Below are 15567 nucleotides of genomic sequence, written 5' to 3' on the forward strand. Positions count from 1 at the left end.
GAGCACTGATGCCCCTGGCGTCCCTGGTCTGCCTGCTGTCGGCGCTGCCCCTGCTGGGCACGGTCGTGCGCGGCGAGACCTGGTGGGTCCCCGCGGCCTTCGTGACGACCGCGGTCTGCGGGATCTCCGCGCTGTACCGGCTGAGCGGGTGGAACTCCCTGCCCGTGCCGTTCCTCCAGCTGTTCGCGGTCGCGTTCCTCAGCACGCCCCTCTTCGCCCCCCACGAGGCCCTCCTGGGCCTCCTCCCGACCTGGGACTCCCTGGAGCACCTGGCGCAGGTGTTCGGGGAGGGCGTCGCCAGCATCGACGGCAACGCGCCGCCGGTGGCGGCCTCCTACGGGGTGACGATGATCATCGCGCTGGTGTTCGCGGTGTTCGCGATGGCCTCGGACTTCCTCGCGGTGACCGCGCGCTGTCCCGGCATGGTCGGCGGCCTGCTGCTGGCGCTGGTGACCGTCCCGCTGGTGGTGGACGACGCCGGCGTCGGAGCGGTGGCCGCGGCCTCCTGCGCCCTCGGCTTCCTGTTCCTCCTCGCGGTGGACATGTGGGTGCGCGGACGCGAGTGGGGCACGCGCGTCCCCGACGGCCGCGACCCCTCGGCCCGCCTGCTCGGCCGGGTGCTCCGGGTGGCGACGGTTTCGGCGGCCTCGGCCGCGGCCGTGCTGCTGGCCCTGACGGTGCCGCTGGCGGTGCCCTCACTGCGCAGCGACGCGTTCTACGCCATGGCCGACGGGGCCTACACCGGCGGGGACGTCCTCACCACGACGCACCCGCTGGTCTCGCTCCGCCGGGAGCTGGGGGCCTCCTCCGACCGCACCGTGCTGACCTACCGGACCGACGCCGAGCAGCCCGACTACCTGCGCACGTACGTGCTGAACGAGTTCGACGGCGAGAACTGGACGATGACGCCGGTCAGCGCCTCGGGCGACACCCTGGTCAGCGGGGAGCTCCCGCTGCCCGCCGGGTGGGACGGGGAGCCCGACGGCGGCCCGGTGACGACGCGGATCTCTCTGGACTCCGACTCGCCCCGGATGGACTTCCTGCCGCTGCCGTACTGGGCGCGCGCGGTGGACGCCCCCGGGGAGTGGTACGCCGACCCCGACAGCCTCATGGTGTTCACCACCGACAGCCCTCCCACGGGCCTGAACTTCTCCGTGGAGACGGTGGACCGCGTCCCCACGGGCGACGAACTGGCCGGCTCCGGGGCCCCCGTCTCCCTCCCCGGCGACCACCGGAACCTGCCGAGCGGCCTGGACCCCTCGGTGCAGGCGCTGACGGACGGCCTCGTCGAGGGCGCGGAGTCGCCGTACGAGCGGGCCCTCGCGATCCAGGAGTACTTCACCGGGGGCCTGTTCACCTACGACCTGTCCCCGCCGGGGGTGCCCGAGGGTGCCGACCCGCTCTCCCACTTCCTGCTGGAGGACCGGGTGGGCTACTGCGAGCAGTTCGCCGGGGCCATGGCGGTCATGGCCCGGCAGGCCGACATCCCCGCGCGGGTGGCCGTGGGCTACACGGCCGGCGAGCGCATGGGCGACGGCCGGTGGGCGGTCACGGTGGGCGACGCGCACGCGTGGCCGGAGCTGTACTTCGAGGGAGCGGGCTGGGTGCGGTTCGAGCCCACCCCGGCCGCGAGCGGCGGCGAGGGGCAGGGCTCGGCGACGGTGCCCGACTACGCGTCCGGCGACGGCGGCGCCGGGGAGCGGCCCGCCGAGGAGCCCGGCGGCCCCGACACGGAGTCCTCCCCGAGCACGGATCCGAGCGAGGACGCCGAGGAGCCCGACGCCTCCCCCGGGGCGGACGAGGCGCCCGAGGACCGGGAGACCGAGCCCGCCTCGGCCTCCGGCGGCGGCTCCGACGCCGGACCGGACCTGTCCTGGCTCCCCGCGGCGGGGGGTGCGGTCGGCGCACTGCTGCTTCTGGCTCTGCCCGCCCTGGCGCGGGCCCTCCTGCGCTGGTCCCGGACGGCTTCGCTGTCGGGCGGCGAGCCGGCCGCGGCCGCGCACACCGCCTGGCGGGAACTCCGGGACACCTGCCTGGACCTGGGCGGCCCGTGGGCGCCGACCGAGAGCCCGCGTGCCACGGCCGAGCGGCTGTCCCGCTTCGGGACGGGGACGGACGTCCCCCGCCCCGACGGCGTTCCGGCTCCCGTGCCCGCGGAGGCCGTGGCGGCGCTGTGGCGGCTGGCCCTGGCCGAGGAGTCGGCCCGCTACGCGCCCGCGCCGACCGGGGCAGGGGGGCTGCGCGCAGACCTGGCGGCGGCCTGTGCCGGCCTGGCCGCCGCGGCGGGGAGGGGGGCCCGGGTCCGCGCGGCCCTGCTGCCCCGGTCCCTGGCGCCCTGGCACAGGCCCCGGCCCGCGCGGGACCTCGCGGCCACGACGCCCTAGGAGTTCCCCGCCCGCCCGCGCCGGTCGGCGCGGGCGGGCGCAGGGCCCTTCCCCGCCGACGGGCGGGGCGGGCCCGGACGTCCCGGCGCGGGTGAAGGAGCGCGGCGGCCGAGAGCCGCGGCAGCGCACCGTCCACGGGCCCGTCCCGGCCCCCTCCGGGCCCATGACAGGACCCCGGGGGCGGGGTTTCGGCCAGCCTCGAAGGCGCGTAACGAGCGCAGACCAAAGAGAAGTCTGAACTATTCCACGACGGGCGATTCGTACGTGCCCCACAACACCGTGGTGGGGCCCCGCGATACCCTGCGGGACCCCACCACGTGTCGGTGCGCCCCCGGCCCGGGGACCGGCGCGCACCGGCTGCTAACGCGCTCCGCCCGGTCGCCGGTGGCGGCCGGGGAGGAGCGGTGTCACTCCTCGCCCTCCTGGCGACGGCGCCAGCGCTCCTCGAAGCGGTTCATCATGCCGGGGCGGCTGCCGCCCCTGCGCTTCTGCTTGGGCTCCGCCGCGGCGGCCGCGGCCTCGGCACCCCCGCCGGACGCCTTCCGCCATGCGTTGGCCCCCCACAGGAAGCACGAGAGCATGACGAGGAAACCGAGGACGCTGATGGTGACCTGGACAGCGGTGGACTGGAGCATCAGCCCCGTCATCAGCAGCACCACGCCGACGACGAAACCGAGCCCTGCCTTGATGATCCAGCGCTTGTAATGGACCGCGGGGTTCGTCTGCCGAACTGTGTTCGCGAACTTCGGGTCCTCGGCATACAGCGCCCGCTCGATCTGGTCGAGCATGCGCTGCTCGTGTTCAGAGAGCGGCACGGCGCCTCCCTACGACAGTCCCCGATTGGGGTGACGGGTACTGATGAACAGTCTCTTGGTCAGTGGTATGCCCAGAATACGTTGCACTAGCGCCTGGTGGAAAGAAAAGCTGCGCGCGCACCTGGCCCACAACGGCCACGATACCCTCGCCCTGTATCGGAAACACCGGCTTCCATGCCTCTCTTCTACCCTGACTCCGGTCGTACCCTTAGAACGCTCCGAGGGCCCCGGAAGTTGCCGCATCATACGTCGTTTTCGTCACGCTTGGCCAACACAGCCGACTGTATCGCGCCTGGACCGAAACGAGCTGTCACCTGGTCCATAACCCGTTCAACGTCCCGCCAACCGGAGTCCTCCTCTCCCAACGCCAATTGACGATGGGCCCGGTCCGCAGGAGCGACCCCCTCGACGCGTACGCCGATCAGGCGCAACGGTGTACGCCGCAGTCCGGAGGCCGCGTACAGATCGCGGGCGACGGCGCTGATCTCACGGGCCACGTCGGTGCTCTCGGCCAGGGTCCTGGAGCGGGTGATCGTGGAGAAATCCGCCCGGCGCAGCTTCACGCTCACCGTGCGCCCCACCTGGCCCGACGCCCTCAGCCGTCGCCCCACCTTCTCCGCGAGCCTCAACAGCTCCCTGTCCACCACGTCCGGGTCCGCGACGTCGTCGTCGAAGGTCTCCTCGGCGCCGACGCTCTTGTCGGCGGTCTCGGCGACCACGGTGCTGTCGTCCTCACCCCGCGCCAGCGCCGCCAGGCGGGTGCCGGCCTTGTTCCCCAGCTCCATGCGCAGCAGGTCCGGCTCGTACCGGGCCAGCTGGCCGACCGTGCGCAGGCCCAGCCTGGCCAGGGTCTGCTCGGTCTTGTCCCCCACCCCGGGCAGCGCGCCCACGGGCAGCGGGTCCAGGAACCCCCGCACGTGGGCGGTGGGCACCAGCAGCAGCCCGTCGGGTTTGCAGTGGGTGGAGCCGAGCTTGGCGGTGAAGCGGTTGGCGGCCACCCCGACGGAGCAGGTCAGCCGCTGCTCGGAGCGCACGCGCTCACGGATCATCGCGGCGATCCGCACCGGTCCGCCCAGGCGGCGGCGGGCCCCGGACACGTCCAGGAAGGCCTCGTCCAGGGAGAGCGGCTGCACCAGCGGGGTCACCGAGCGAAGGATGTCCATCACGGCCTCCGACGCCTGCCGGTAGGCGGCGCCGTCGGGTGGGAAGACGGCCGCGTCGGGGCACAGGCGCAGTGCCCGGGCCATCGGCATGGCCGAGTGCACGCCGCGCGAGCGGGCGAGGTAGTCGGCGGAGGAGACGACGCTGCGGGGACCCGTGCCCCCCACGATGACGGGCCGGTCGCGCGCCTCGGGGTGGCGCAGCTGCTCGACGCTCGCGAAGAAGGCGTCCATGTCCAGGTGCAGGATGTGGCAGTCGGAGTCGGGACCGGACCCGTCCGCGGGGAAGTCGGCGCCCAACGGCACGATGCCGTCGGGGGAGACCATGCCCCGTAGCGCGGCACCGCGTTCCAGCTGACGTCGGCTCATAGGACCAGGTTATGCCCTGCCCAGGCGTGTGCGCCCCCGGGTTCCCGACTCAGGAACCCCGCACGCCCGGGCCCCGGAGCGGCGGGCGGGGGCGGAACCCCGCCCCCGCGAGCGGCGCCCGGGAGGGCGTCAGCGGGGGTCCGGGGCGGGCCCCTCAGGGGCGGTGGGCGATGGCGTGCAGCTGCGTGGCGATCCCGGTCAGCTCGGGGTGCTCGGCGGCGGAGCGCTCCAGCTCCACCAGGTGCTGTCCGGCCTGGGCGTCGCCCTCCCAGGCGTGCCCGGGCACCAGGTCGGCGAAGACCCTGACGCCGCGGACGCTCCCCCCGGTCAGGCCGGCCCCGTCGACGAGTTCGAGGAGCTGCTGCCGGGTGAACCGGCGCGGCATCGGGTCGGCCTCGCCCCAGCGACCGTCCGGGTCGCCGAGCAGGCGCCGTGCCTCGGCGATGTGCCCGGCCAGGGCGCGGTGCAGCGCCCCTGCCGCCGCGTTGGTGACGAGGAGGCTCACGGCGCCGCCCTCACGGGTGATGCCGACCACGTCGCGCAGCGCCGCGACGGGGTCCTCCACGTATTCCAGCACGTTGTGCACCAGCACGAGGTCGGCACTGCCGGGCGCGAACAGGGACGCCAGGTCGCGGGTCTCCCCCTGCACGCCGCGCACGGTGACGCCCTGCTCGGCCGCACGGCGCTCGAGGGCCGCGAGGGAGTCGGGACTGGGTTCGACCACCGTCACGCGGTGGCCCAGCTCGGCGAGCGGGACCGCGGCTCCGCCGGTGCCCCCGCCCGCGTCGACGATCTCCAGGGGACCGTCGTCCGCGAGGCCCTCCAGCAGCTGTGAGAGGGCGTCCCACACGACCGCCGTCCGGGCCGCGCCGGCGGCCCGCGCCGGGCCGGTCGCCCAGCCCGCGCCGGAGCCGCTGCCGGTGGTCGCGCTCACGCCGGTCCTGTCAGTCACTTGCGTCCCCTCAAGCACGTTGCCCCGACCGTCCCGCCCGTTCGGCGGTGTCAGAGCGAGAGCGTCGCCTTGTTCTCCATCAAGCGTGACAGAAGTCCGCTGATGAAGTTGGGCGACTCGTCGGTGGAGAGCTCCTTGGCCACACCGACGGCCTCGGCGATCGCGACGCCGTCGGGGATGTCCTCGGCCCAGAGCAGCTCGTAGGCGCCCATCCGGAGGATGTTGCGGTCGACGACCGGCATGCGCTCCAGCGTCCAGCCGATGGCGTAGGCGCCCAGGAGCTCGTCGATGCGCTCGCGCCGCCCGTCGACCGAGCGGGCCAGGTTCTCCGTGAACTCGTTGATCGGAGGTTCGGGCTGGGCCCGACGGCGCCCGATGACGTCCTCCACGGAGGTGCCGCGCACCTCGGCCTCGTAGAGGACCTCGACCGCGCGCCGCCGCGCCTTGCGCCGTGCTCCGCTCATCAGTTGACTCGCCCGAGGTAGTCGCCCGTACGGGTGTCGACCTTGACGCGCTCGCCCTCGGTGATGAACAGGGGCACCTGGATGACGGCGCCGGTCTGGACGGTCGCGGGCTTGGTGCCGCCGGTGGAGCGGTCGCCCTGGACGCCGGGGTCGGTCTGGGTGATCTCCAGCTCGACGGCGGCGGGGAGCTCGACGTAGAGCGGGTTGCCCTCGTTGGTGGCGACGGTGACCTTGGTGTTCTCCAGCAGGAAGTCGCTGTTGTCGCCGACGACCGTCGCGGAGACCGGGATCTGGTCGTAGGTCTGGGTGTCCATGAAGATGAAGGACTCGCCGTCGTGGTACAGGTACTCCATGTCGCGGCGGTCCACGCTGGCGAACTCGACCCGGGCGCCCGCGTTGAAGGTCTTGTCGACGATCTTGCCGGTGAGCACGTTCTTCAGCTTGGTGCGGACGAACGCGCCGCCCTTGCCCGGCTTGACGTGCTGGAACTCGAGGACGCTCCAGAGGACGCCGCCGTCGAGTCGCAGGGTCGTGCCGTTTTTGATGTCGTTCGTCGAGGCCACTTCGGTCGTCTCTCCAGGGGTGTGACACGTCGGGGACCGGGCGGGGCCCGGTCGGTGGTCGGTGGGGCGGTGCGCGGGCACCTCGGGGAGCTTCCCGAGTGCACCAGTGCGCACATCACCTGTGTGCAGTCTAGTGGCTGTGCGGGACCCGGGCGTCGCCGGTGACCGCGCGGTACGCCTCGTCCAGCAGTTCGGGGGCGGGGCCGCTGAGGATGGAGGGGGAGGCCGGGCCGTCGAGGACGACGAAGCGCAGGGTCGCCCCCCGGGCCTTCTTGTCCACGCTCATGGCGGCGCGCAGCTCCGGCCACGACTCCTGCGCGTAGGAGGTGGGCAGGCCCACCGACGAGAGCAGGGAGCGGTGGCGCTCGACGAGGCCGGCGCCGATGCGCCCGTCCAGGCGGGCCAGCTCCGCGGCGAACACCATGCCGATGGCGACCGCGTAGCCGTGCCGGAAGGTGTAGTTCTCGGCCCGCTCGATCGCGTGCCCGAGGGTGTGGCCGTAGTTGAGGATCTCGCGGCGGCCGCTCTCCTTGAGGTCCCCGGAGACGACGTCGGCCTTGACCCGGATGGCGCGCTCGATGAGTTCGCGCGTGTGGGCGCCCTCGGGGCTCGCGGCGCCCTCCGGGTCCTCCTCCACCAGGTCGCAGATGACGGGGTCGTCGATGAACCCCGCCTTGATGACCTCGGCGAGGCCGCCCACGTAGTCGGCCCTGGGCAGGCTCGGCAGGGTGGCGAGGTCGCACAGGACGCCGGCCGGGGGGTGGAAGGCGCCGACGAGGTTCTTGCCCTCGGGGGTGTTGATGCCCGTCTTGCCGCCGACGGCCGCGTCGACCATGCCGAGCAGGGTCGTGGGCACCAGCACGGAGCGCACCCCGCGCAGCCAGGTGGCGGCGACGAACCCGGCCAGGTCGGTGGCGGCGCCCCCTCCGACGCCCACCACCGCGTCGCTGCGGGTGAAGTTGAGCCGTCCCAGCCGGGACCACAGGTCGGCGGCGACGGCCGCGGTCTTGGCGGCCTCTCCGTCGGGGACCGGCAGGGAGTGGGCGCGGTATCCGGCGGCCTCCAGGGCGCCGACCACGGGGCGGGCGATCCCCTCCAGGCCCCCGGGGTGGATGACGGCGACCTGGGCGGCGTCGCCGACCAGCGAGGGGAGCTCGGAGAGGACGCCGCTGCCGACGACCACGTCGTAGCGGCCCGAGGGGTCACCGACGCCGATGCGGGTCACGGTCACTGCTGCTCCTTCACCAACGAACGGGCGCCTTCGAGAAAGATCCGAAAGCTGGCTGAACTATTGCGTGCCGGGTCCATGCACGGACCAACGCGATCCGCCCAATCAGGTTTGCTTGCATTACGGATACCGGCGCTCACAAGCATCTTCTCGAACACATCCGAAGTCTTCTTGTCTCGACGATCAGCGTTGTTTCGGTACTCGGCAGGGGCCTGCACCCTGATCTTGGGGAAGGCGGAGCGAACTGCCTCCCAGTCACCGAAGTACCAGTTCTCAAGCTCACGCACGGCCATGCGGTTGACCACGACGAACGGACGCCCTCGAGAGGTCTGCCGAGTACCGAGACCCGCCTCGCAAGCCATGTCCTCGAGTTGGCCCTTGAGTACGGAGCAGTCATCGGCGTCCTGGTCCACCAACACGAGAACCCGTACATCGTGCCCGTTGCGACGAAGTGCGGCATAACCCTCTAGGACCACCGGCAGTTTCTGTAGAAGCGCTGGCTTTCCCTTGAACGGTCGGACCTTGATGATCGTTTCACTGCCGCAGCCAAGCCACGACCGCAAGTTGCGCCGCAATAGCAGCGCTGCAGACTCCTCCTCCACCAAGACCTCGAGCTCCGTGGGTCGCCTATCCTTCTGCACTTTCGCAGTCTTCTTGCGCTTGCCACCCACGAAGTTCAGCCTCCGTACTCAGAGGCGACCGTCGTTGGTTCAGGCAGATCGAAGAACCCCGATTCCCAGAGCCACCCCATCTGGGCACCGCTCTCCATCATGGATTGCACCGTCTCCGACTCTGAGGGGCGCGTGACCCGCGTGTACCCGTCCTGCCCCCGGTAGAGCGCGAGAACTTCCTCGGGTTGACAAGCTCCCACGAACTCGGTCGAGTGTGTCGTCACGAGGACTTGGGATTTCTGCGCGGCTCCACGACAGCGCGCGGCGAGACCAGGCAGAAGGCTGGGGTAGAGGAAATTTTCAGGTTCTTCGATGCCGATGAAAGGCGAGGGGTCCGGGTCGGCCAGAACGACCAGGTAGGAAAGCATCTTGAGAGTACCGTCGGACACGTAGCGCGCTAGAACAGGCCTTTCGAACTCCTGGTCACGAACCAGGAGTACCAGCCGCCCGTCCGGAGAGGACTTGTAAGTGACCTCTCCGAGCCCGGGAACCGCCTCCTTGAGTTGGCCGATGATGTGCTCGAGCCGCTCGGGATGGTTCTCCTGAAGGTATTGGAGCACGTTCGTGAGGTTGTCACCAGTCTTGCTCAAGCGCTCCTGAGGTCCCGCGACAGGAGTGCGCCGCTCGTCCTCGACATTGAGGTAGGACATGTACCAGCCGGACACGAAGTCCTTGAGAGCCATGACCCGGGGATGGTTGCGGAACTGCCCCAGTGCGCTGACCGCGAGCAGGTCCGGTTGGGAGAGACCTCGCTCTTCCTTGATCCCCGACTCCTGGTCGGCGATCTTGCCGGCCCCACGTTCGAAATCGATGACGTGGGTAGGCCTGCCCGGACCAGGGCTACTGTTCCAGCGCAGCAACTCCCGTTCCACGACCGGCCTGCCCGAGTCCTCACCGAGGGACAGGTGGTACGTCAGCTTGCGTCGACTCGATCGGTCGTTGAGCCGAACCAAACTTTCGTACGTGATCTCGACGGTGACCGGGCCGTCAGTCCCCCGGGAACGCATCTCGGCGATGCCGCCCCGGTTGTCGCAGGCACGGCGGACCCCGTCGGTGAAACAGTCGCTCAGGAAGGCGAAGACATCGAAGAAGGTGGACTTTCCACTTCCGTTGGGACCGACAAGGACGGTGAACGGGCTCAGGTTGTCGATCTCCAAACTGCGCAGAGTCCGATAGTTCTCCACCTTGAGGCGAGTGATCCTAGGAGGCTTGGCCATATGTGCCTTCCAGTCCCTTGACGATGGAGTCGACGATCTCTTCGGGGTGGAAACCGGTCGTGGGGACGGTGACGGTGGCCAGCCCCTCGTAGACGGGCAGGCGTTCGTTGAGCAGCTTGCGCAGCTGCGTCCGGGGGTTGCCCGAGAGCAGTGGCCGGGCCGCGTCCATGCCCACGCGCTTGGCGGCCTCCCCGAACTCGACGTGGAGGTAGACCACGTGGTGGTCCGCCAGGTCGGTGCGGGTGTCCTGGTCGAGTACGGCGCCACCGCCGACGGCGATCACGCCCTCCCAGGCGCGCAGGCCCTCTGCGACGACCTCGCGCTCCAGGGCGCGGAAGCGCTCCTCGCCGTCCTCGATGAAGATGTCGCCGACGGGTTTGCCCGCACGCCGCTCGATCTCGGTGTCGGTGCACAGCAGGTCCGCCCCGAGCCGTCGGGCCAGCGCCTCGCCGACGGTGGACTTGCCCGATCCGGGCGAACCGATGAGCACCGCGATCGCTCTTGCCACGCTCTGCCTGCCTAGGTGGGATCCGGGCCACCGCCCGCGTGCGCGGGTTGTCCGGTGGACCCTGCGAGTGCTGTCAGCGCACCCGGCCGCCGCGTGCCCGTGGGGTCGCCGGCGGGTGCGTCTGCCCTCCTGTCTAGCAGAAACCCGGCGTGCCGGGGGCGGGGGGCCGCGTCACGGAGGTCCCGCCCGGCGCGGGGCGCGCCGCCCGGGAGGCCGGCCCCTGCCCCGTGGCGCCGGGGATCGGGGGCGTGCCGTGCGGGGCCCGCGCCCCGCCCGGGAAGGGGCGGGACGCGGGCCGCCGGATCAGCGGATGTCGAGCGACTCCATGTAGCCGCGGAGGTTGCGCGCGGTCTCGGCGACCGAGTCGCCGCCGAACTTCTCGACGGCGGCCTCGGCGAGCACCAGGGCGACCATCGCCTCGGCGACCACGCCGGCGGCCGGGACCGCGGTGACGTCGCTGCGCTGGTGGTCGGCCCGGGCGGGCTCGCCGGTCCCGATGTCGATGGTGTCCAGCGCGTTGGGGACGGTGGCGATGGGCTTCATCGCCGCGCGCACGCGCAGGGGGTCGCCGGTGGTCATGCCGCCCTCGACCCCGCCCGCGCGGTTGGTGCGGCGGCGGACACCGTCCGGTCCGGGCTCGATCTCGTCGTGCGCGACCGACCCGCGCCGGGCGGCGGTGCGGAACCCGTCGCCGACCTCGACGCCCTTGATCGCCTGGATGCCCATGAGGGCCCCGGCGAGCCGGGAGTCCAGGCGCCGGTCCCAGTGGACGTGGCTGCCCAGGCCGGGCGGCAGTCCGTAGGCGAGGACCTCCACCACGCCGCCGAGGGTGTCGCCGGCCTTCTTGGTGTCGTCGACCTCCGCCACCATGCGGGCGCTGGTCTCGGCGTCGAAGCAGCGCAGCGGGTCGGCGTCGACGGCGGCCAGGTCCTCGGGGCGCGGTTCCGGGGAGCCCTCGGGCACCTCGACCGGTCCCATGGACACCACGTGGCTGACGATCTCGACGCCGAGGGCCTGGCGGCAGAACTGCCGGGCCACCTCGCCGATCGCGACGCGGGCCGCCGTCTCACGGGCGCTGGCGCGCTCCAGGACGGGGCGCGACTCCACGTGCCCGTACTTCTGCATGCCGACCAGGTCGGCGTGCCCCGGGCGGGGGCGGGTGAGGGGCGCGTTGCGCGCCAGGCCCTCCAGCTCCTCGGCGGGAACCGGGTCGGGCGACATCACCTTCTCCCACTTGGGCCACTCGGTGTTCCCGACCTCGATCGCGACGGGACCCCCCTGGGTGCGGCCGTGGCGAATGCCTCCGATGACGGAGACCTGGTCCTTCTCGAACTTCATCCGGGCGCCACGGCCGTACCCGGCGCGGCGGCGGAGCAGCGCGGCGGCGATGTCGTCAGAGGTGACGGACACACCGGCCGGGAGGCCCTCCAGAATCGCGACGAGTGCGGGTCCGTGGGACTCCCCCGCGGTCAGCCAACGCAACATGTGCACGATCCTCCCACGGATCGCGGGCCGGGGTGGCATCCGGGGCGGTGCGGGGGCCCGGGAGGGCGTCCGCCCCGCTCGGGGCGCACGCGGGCCGGGACGGCCTACGGCAGCAGGGGCTGCCCGACGAGGACGGTCGCCAGGGTGGCGGCGAGCATGAACGGGCCGAGCGGGTAGGGGTCCCTGCGCGTGAGGCGGCGCAGCGCCATGAGCGCGAGTCCCACGAGGGAGAACGCGGCGAAGGCCCAGAAGACCGCGACGAGCGCTCCGAGCGGGCCCGCCGCCCACCCCGCGTACAGGCCGGTGAGGCCGGAGAGCTTGACGTCGCCGAACCCGATCCCGCCGCGGTGGACCCTCCACAGCAGCCAGTAGACCACCGTGACGAAGACCATACTGAGGAGCGCATCGGCGGCCCGCCCCGGATCGGGTCCGCTCGGCGGGAGGAGGACGGAGGCCCCCAGCAGCGCGGCGGCGACCGGGTAGGCGGGGGCGACGACGGCGTCGGGCAGGCGCATCACCCGCAGGTCGATGACGGACAGCGGGACGCCCACCGAGACCAGCCACAGGACGGCGAGCAGGCCGAAGGGCGACAGGTCGGGGCCGAGGGTGCACACGGCGCCCACGAGCCCGAAGAGGACCGCGGTGGCGGCGATCACGGCGGGGTCGGAGCGGATGGCCCGTTCGCAGTGGGGGCAGGCCCCGCGTCTTCGGAAGGCCCGGGCCTCCACGGCGGGGAGCCCGGGGAGGAAACGGATCTCGGCCAGGCAGTGGGGGCACCGCGGCGGCGGGGGTCCCTCGTCCTCCTCCTCGGCGGTCCCGGGGCGGGGACCGCCCCCGGTGGCCCCGGGCTCCGCCCCGGCGTCGTCGCGGCCCGCCCCGGGCGGGCCCTCCGCGGGCACCGGGACGGCGCCGGGGCCTCCCCTCGGCCGGGGAGGGCCTGCGGGCCCGAACAGCGGGACGACCCGGCCGTTGAGCCGGCCGACCGCCAGGCCGAGCAGGGCGAGGGGGACGGCGACGAGGACCGTCCACAGGTACGGGGAGGACGCGAGCACCGCGGGGGTGGGCATGGTGGGAAGTTACCCTTCCGCCGCCCGCCGCGACACAACCCGGTCCCCCCTGTGGACAACCCCGCCCGCGGCGGGGTCCCCCGGCCGTGTTCCGCGGGTCGTTCCGGGATCGCGGCGATCGGCGCGCCGGGCCCCGCGGGCCGCGCCCTAGTCGCGCCTGGCCCGTACGACGGCGCTGAGCTCGATGCCCCCCGGCAGCACGTGCCCGAGCTCGGAGGCGAGCCTCTCGGCCACGCGGCGCAGCGCCTCGTCGTCGCGCTCCTCGAGTTCGAGGCGGATGCCGATCTCGCCCCGCTCGGAGGGGTGGATGCGCACGCGCTCGATGCCGAACTCGCCGTGGGTCACCCGGTAGACGAGGGCGAGGACCTGCGGGTCGTCCTTGGGTTCGGGAACGGCGCCGGTCTCGGCGAGCATGGTGAGGAAGCGGCCCTGGACGGTGTGGGGCACGGGGCCGGAGACGTCGACGACCAGGGCGTCGGCGCCCTCCTCCACGGCGGCCTGGCAGGCGTCCTTGGTCGTGAAGGGCACGGGGCGCGCGTCCGGCCGCCAGCGCCGCACCGCGTCGACCGAGGTGAAGGCGAGCACTCCGCGGCGCCCGTCCCTGCCCGTCATGATGGGGACGGCGACCTCGCTGCTCTTGTCCTTGGTCAGCCCGCCGACCCCCTCCTCGGTCCCGGTGGCCACGGCCACGACCGGGATGAGCAGGCGGGACCGGCTGAGGGCGGCGAGGACCTGGCGGTCGCCGATCTCGCCCGCCGCGTGCCGGCGCAGGCAGGACTCGACCTCCGGGTCGGCTCCGCCGTCGTCGTCACGGAAGTTCTGGGCGCCGATGATCGATGGTCTGCTCACGGGCTCCGACTCTACCCGGGGCCCGGGCGGCCCGTACTCCGGTCACACGGAGTCCTGTCCCCGGGAAACGGCTTCGTCACCTTCCAGCGCGTCGATGACGGCGGCGAGCTGCCGCACCTGCTCCCCGGAGAGCTTGTCGAAGACCAGGGAGCGGACCCGCACGGCGTGTCCGGGCGCGGCCCGGTCGAGGACCGCCGCCCCCTCGTCCTCCAGCACCGCCCAGAGCCCGCGCCTGTCGTCGTCGCAGTGCTCGCGGCGCACGTAGCCGTCGCGTTCGAGCCGCGCGACCTGGTGGGAGAGCCTGCTCTTGGACACGATGACGCTGTCGGCGAGCACCCGCATGCGCATACGGCGGCCGGGGGCCTCGGAGAGGTGGACGAGGATGCCGTACTCCACGAGCGAGAGCCCGGTGCGGTCCCGCAGGTCCTTCTCCAGCTCGTCGTAGATCCAGGCGTTCATCCTGAGGAACCCGCGCCAGACGCGCTGTTCGCCTCCGTCGAGCCACGCAGCGTTCTCCATGCGCCAAGCCTAGGCCGTGGCGGGCGGGCGCCCCTTGCACGGTTCCGGCGGAGACCCTAGAATCCTTCCCAGGAAGAATCTTCTAAGGTACTTTGTTCCTCAGTAGAGACCACCGGACCCGACCCGCGGGTCCGCCGAACCCGACAGGGAGACACACCATGGCAGCTCAGGAACTGAAGCCCGGCACCTGGACGATCGACCCGACCCACTCCGTCATCGGCTTCTCGGTGCGCCACATGATGGTCAGCAAGGTGCGCGGCCGCTTCGAGAAGTTCGAGGCGACGCTGACGGTTCCCGAGGACCCCGCCCTGTCCTCCGTCGAGGCCACCATCGACGCCGGCTCCATCAACACCGACAACGGCGACCGCGACAACCACATCCGGTCCGCCGACTTCTTCGACGTCGACCAGAACCCGCAGTTCACCTTCCGCTCCACCGGCATCGAGGCCAGGGGCGAGGACTTCGTCCTCAAGGGCGAGCTGGCCATCAAGGGCAGGACCAACCCGGTCGAGCTGGCCCTGGAGTTCAACGGCTCCACCCTGGACCCGTACGGCCTGGACCGCGCCGGCTTCGCCGCCAGCACGCAGATCAGCCGCAAGGAGTTCGGCGTGGACATCGAGATGCCCATGGACGGCGGCGGCGTGGTCGTCGGCGACAAGATCACCATCGAGATCGACGCCGAGTTCACCCGCCAGGCCTGAGGCCCGCGGGACCCGGTGCGGCGGCGGGCGGCCGCCCCGGGACGGCCGGGACCCGGGGTCGCCGGACAGGCCCCCCGGTGGGACACGGACACCGCCCGGCCAAGGTGACGACACCCTGTCATCATCCTGGGGATCTCGGATATCGTCGGCGGGGGAGGGCGCACAGCCCTCCCCCGTTTCGTCCTTCCGTGACACCGCCCACCTCCAGGAGGCACATTGTCCCCGCCCAACCCCTTCTCCCCCGACGTCGTCGCCGCGGTCGCCGCGCACATGAACGGCGACCACCCGGAGGACACCCTCCTCATCTGCCGGGCCTTCGGGGGAGCGCCCGGCGCCACCGCCGCCCGGATGACCGGGCTGGACGGTGACGGGGGCGACTACGCGGTGACGGAGGACGGCGCCGAGCGGGTCGTCCGCGTCCCCTGGGAGCGGCCGCTGACCGAGCGTCCGCAGATCCGCGCCGAGGTCGTGCGCCTGTACCGGGAGGCCTGCTCCGCACTCGGCCTCGTCCCGAGGGAGCAGCACCCGGGCGGCGCCGGAGCGGCGGGAACCGGGCGGAACTCCACGGAGGCGTGAGGAGTCAAACGGGGTAGGAGGGAGACGGCGGACCCGCTC

The 15567-nt window shown here is 72.4% G+C and carries 16 protein-coding genes; 3 read left to right on the forward strand and 13 right to left on the reverse strand.

Annotated features, from left to right (window positions below; translation table 11 throughout):
• The first annotated feature begins 8 nt into the window (after positions 1-8).
• A complete protein-coding gene (locus OUQ99_RS22765; RefSeq protein ID WP_267950457.1) occupies positions 9-2384 on the forward strand; it encodes a transglutaminaseTgpA domain-containing protein in 2376 nt (791 codons plus the stop codon).
• Between the two features lie 407 nt (positions 2385-2791).
• On the opposite strand, the gene OUQ99_RS22770 is transcribed toward OUQ99_RS22765, so the two are convergent.
• The 13 genes from OUQ99_RS22770 to OUQ99_RS22830 all read right to left on the reverse strand — a co-directional run bounded on the left by OUQ99_RS22770 (position 2792) and on the right by OUQ99_RS22830 (position 14251).
• Entirely contained in the window at positions 2792-3199 is a 408-nt protein-coding gene (locus OUQ99_RS22770; protein ID WP_267945829.1) for a DUF3040 domain-containing protein, read from the reverse strand.
• 242 nt (positions 3200-3441) lie between these two features.
• A complete protein-coding gene (gene dinB / locus OUQ99_RS22775) occupies positions 3442-4728 on the reverse strand; it encodes a DNA polymerase IV (protein WP_267945830.1) in 1287 nt (428 codons plus the stop codon).
• A gap of 154 nt (positions 4729-4882) precedes the next feature.
• Positions 4883-5680, reverse strand: a complete 798-nt coding sequence (locus OUQ99_RS22780; protein WP_267945831.1) for a methyltransferase domain-containing protein — start codon at positions 5678-5680, stop codon at positions 4883-4885.
• A gap of 50 nt (positions 5681-5730) precedes the next feature.
• Positions 5731-6144, reverse strand: coding sequence for a transcription antitermination factor NusB (nusB, locus tag OUQ99_RS22785; protein ID WP_267945832.1), 414 nt, complete (start codon positions 6142-6144; stop codon positions 5731-5733).
• Positions 6144-6707 (reverse strand): elongation factor P, encoded by a 564-nt coding sequence (gene efp / locus OUQ99_RS22790; RefSeq protein ID WP_267945833.1) that lies wholly within the window; start codon positions 6705-6707, stop codon positions 6144-6146. The genes nusB and efp overlap by 1 nt, the downstream gene beginning before the upstream one ends.
• 130 nt (positions 6708-6837) lie before the next feature.
• Entirely contained in the window at positions 6838-7938 is a 1101-nt protein-coding gene (aroB, locus tag OUQ99_RS22795; protein ID WP_267945834.1) for a 3-dehydroquinate synthase, read from the reverse strand.
• The gene (locus OUQ99_RS22800; protein WP_267945835.1) at positions 7935-8606 is read right to left on the reverse strand and encodes a DUF4276 family protein; all 672 of its coding nucleotides are present in this window, start codon (positions 8604-8606) and stop codon (positions 7935-7937) included. The genes aroB and OUQ99_RS22800 overlap by 4 nt, the downstream gene beginning before the upstream one ends.
• Before the next feature lie 5 nt (positions 8607-8611).
• A complete protein-coding gene (locus OUQ99_RS22805) occupies positions 8612-9823 on the reverse strand; it encodes an AAA family ATPase (RefSeq protein WP_267945836.1) in 1212 nt (403 codons plus the stop codon).
• The gene (locus OUQ99_RS22810; protein WP_267950458.1) at positions 9807-10313 is read right to left on the reverse strand and encodes a shikimate kinase; all 507 of its coding nucleotides are present in this window, start codon (positions 10311-10313) and stop codon (positions 9807-9809) included. Before OUQ99_RS22810 ends, OUQ99_RS22805 begins: the two co-directional genes overlap by 17 nt.
• A 321-nt stretch (positions 10314-10634) precedes the next feature.
• Entirely contained in the window at positions 10635-11816 is a 1182-nt protein-coding gene (aroC, locus tag OUQ99_RS22815) for a chorismate synthase (protein WP_267945837.1), read from the reverse strand.
• Between the two features lie 104 nt (positions 11817-11920).
• Positions 11921-12883, reverse strand: coding sequence for a prepilin peptidase (locus OUQ99_RS22820; RefSeq protein ID WP_267945838.1), 963 nt, complete (start codon positions 12881-12883; stop codon positions 11921-11923).
• A gap of 147 nt (positions 12884-13030) precedes the next feature.
• Positions 13031-13732 (reverse strand): SseB family protein, encoded by a 702-nt coding sequence (locus tag OUQ99_RS22825; RefSeq protein ID WP_267945839.1) that lies wholly within the window; start codon positions 13730-13732, stop codon positions 13031-13033.
• Positions 13733-13774: 42 nt separating this feature from the next.
• The gene (locus tag OUQ99_RS22830; protein WP_267945840.1) at positions 13775-14251 is read right to left on the reverse strand and encodes a MarR family winged helix-turn-helix transcriptional regulator; all 477 of its coding nucleotides are present in this window, start codon (positions 14249-14251) and stop codon (positions 13775-13777) included.
• Positions 14252-14409: 158 nt separating this feature from the next.
• On the opposite strand from OUQ99_RS22830, the gene OUQ99_RS22835 reads away from it, so the two are divergent.
• Positions 14410-14952 (forward strand): YceI family protein, encoded by a 543-nt coding sequence (locus OUQ99_RS22835; RefSeq protein WP_267945841.1) that lies wholly within the window; start codon positions 14410-14412, stop codon positions 14950-14952.
• A 216-nt stretch (positions 14953-15168) separates the two neighbouring features.
• Entirely contained in the window at positions 15169-15528 is a 360-nt protein-coding gene (locus OUQ99_RS22840) for a DUF2470 domain-containing protein (protein ID WP_267945842.1), read from the forward strand.
• The last annotated feature ends 39 nt before the right edge of the window (positions 15529-15567 follow it).

Source organism: Streptomonospora nanhaiensis (assembly GCF_026642255.1).
Taxonomy (GTDB): Bacteria; Actinomycetota; Actinomycetes; order Streptosporangiales; family Streptosporangiaceae; genus Nocardiopsis; species Nocardiopsis tropica.

Excerpts from the sequence above, each read along its gene's own strand:
- OUQ99_RS22765 (WP_267950457.1), top strand. The coding sequence starts at position 9 with ATGCCCCTGGCGTCCCTGGTCTGCCTGCTGTCGGCGCTGCCCCTGCTG.
- dinB (WP_267945830.1), bottom strand. The coding sequence starts at position 4,728 with ATGAGCCGACGTCAGCTGGAACGCGGTGCCGCGCTACGGGGCATGGTC.
- nusB (WP_267945832.1), bottom strand. The coding sequence starts at position 6,144 with ATGAGCGGAGCACGGCGCAAGGCGCGGCGGCGCGCGGTCGAGGTCCTC.
- OUQ99_RS22805 (WP_267945836.1), bottom strand. The coding sequence starts at position 9,823 with ATGGCCAAGCCTCCTAGGATCACTCGCCTCAAGGTGGAGAACTATCGG.
- aroC (WP_267945837.1), bottom strand. The coding sequence starts at position 11,816 with ATGTTGCGTTGGCTGACCGCGGGGGAGTCCCACGGACCCGCACTCGTC.
- OUQ99_RS22820 (WP_267945838.1), bottom strand. The coding sequence starts at position 12,883 with ATGCCCACCCCCGCGGTGCTCGCGTCCTCCCCGTACCTGTGGACGGTC.
- OUQ99_RS22830 (WP_267945840.1), bottom strand. The coding sequence starts at position 14,251 with ATGGAGAACGCTGCGTGGCTCGACGGAGGCGAACAGCGCGTCTGGCGC.
- OUQ99_RS22835 (WP_267945841.1), top strand. The coding sequence starts at position 14,410 with ATGGCAGCTCAGGAACTGAAGCCCGGCACCTGGACGATCGACCCGACC.